At 61.7% G+C, this 1612-nt stretch carries 1 protein-coding gene; it reads right to left on the reverse strand.

The genetic code is table 11. From position 1 onward, the window contains the following. Nucleotides 1-114 precede the first annotated feature (114 nt). Entirely contained in the window at nt 115-1473 is a 1359-nt protein-coding gene (locus IQ16_RS44930; protein WP_145832246.1) for an IS701 family transposase, read from the reverse strand. Between the last annotated feature and the right edge of the window lie 139 nt (nt 1474-1612).

Consider the following 1612-nt stretch of genomic DNA (forward strand, 5'->3'; position numbering starts at 1 on the left):
ATGACAAGCTCGCCCGTAATTTTTTGGCCGCTGTTCATCTCGCCGCTCTCGTCGCATATTGGCTCAATTGAGTCTGGACCCTAGCACTACTTTGGCAGATTGAGTTGCAGCTTTTCACGGATTCGTTTTCGACAGTGCGGGCATCGCTGAGCTGACGGTCGAAGGATGAGATCGACGATGGCGTGGCGTACCGCCGGCAAGCTTGGCTGCGGCGGCGGTCCGTTGATTCTTTTTTTTCCGCCCCGCCTGGGCGAGGCGACGGTGTTGTAGGAAGGCGTAGGCGATCATGGTCATCAGCGCGTGACGATGCAGGCCTTGCCAGGATCGCCCCTCAAAGTGATCCAGCCCGAGCTCCTCTTTCAACTGCTGATGCGCCTGTTCGCATATCCATCGCGCCTTGATGGCGGCGGCTAATGTGCGCAGATCTGTCGCGGCGGGCAGGTTGGCGAGATAGTATTTCTTTTCCCCTGATGTCCTGTGTTCGCCGATCAGCCAAGCCTCCTCGCCGGGAAGATGCTGCTGGCCTTTGTCCTTGATCCGCTGGGGAGGTCCATCGGCGATCCGCACCCGAACCGCAGCAAAACGGGCTTTCAATCGGCCTTTGGTCCCCGTTCGCCAACTCACATTTTTCCACTTGGCGTCGGCGAGCATGTCTTCGGACGGGCGCGACAGGATATCCGGAATGGACCGCTTGCGGGGACGCCCGCGCATCGCAACCGGCCAGATAAGCTTGACGCCGACCGGGTACACCTTGAGGTGACGCGGGATGCCAACGGCCCACGCCAGCCCGCGTGCCGTGAGCCCTTGTCGAAACGGCGCACTGAGGCCGTATCCCGCGTCCGCCAGCACACAACCGAAGCGCACGCCGGCTGCCATCGCGCGATCGATCTCCGCCAAAGCGATCTCTGGCTTGGACCGTGGCGATCGGTAGTCGACCGGTACGCCGGCGCGCTTCAACCGGGCGACATCGCTGGTCCAGCTCCCGGGGAGGAAGAGACGCAATGCGATCATCACCGGCACTTCACCGCGCGCGAGCGTCAGCGACACCAATGTTTGCCAATTCGCCGTTTTGCCAAGCGCCGAGGCATATTGAGCCGCGATACCGACCGAGTGTTCGCCCTTCTTCGGCACCGCCGTATCGTCGATAACCAGCACCGCATCATCGCCGCCGACGAGCCGGTCGGCCTCCCTGAGCAGCTCTGTCTCCAGCGGCGTCGCATCCCAGACGCCATCGGCGATGAAATGGTGCAGCTGATCGTAATCCCCCGCTGCAAAGCGCTCCGCCATCGGTTGAATGCTCTTGCGCTCACCGGGGCCGATCAGCCCCGCAATGTAACGCGGACACATTCGCCGCCGGGCCTTGTGACCCAGGCGATCCAGGAATGGCTTCAGCCAACGCTCGAGCTGGTCTTCCCAATCCGACGTTGCGTTCCCCATGGTCGGCCCTCCAAAAGCCGACCCCCTATGAATCATTGAAAAATCGATTCGGGAATCCTGACAGGCTCACTAAACCGACAAATCTGTTCGCGGTAGGGACACCCATCACTGGGCGCCCCCCGCGCAGATCCCGGCGAGCCCAATTAAGGCACCGGGCTCCTACCTCGGGTGTTTG

It is taken from the genome of Bradyrhizobium huanghuaihaiense (assembly GCF_007830635.1).
In the GTDB taxonomy this organism is placed as follows: domain Bacteria; phylum Pseudomonadota; class Alphaproteobacteria; order Rhizobiales; family Xanthobacteraceae; genus Bradyrhizobium; species Bradyrhizobium huanghuaihaiense.

What these genes read in the sequence shown, in the direction of transcription:
- IQ16_RS44930 (WP_145832246.1), bottom strand. Translation starts at nt 1,473, where the DNA reads ATGATTCATAGGGGGTCGGCTTTTGGAGGGCCGACCATGGGGAACGCA.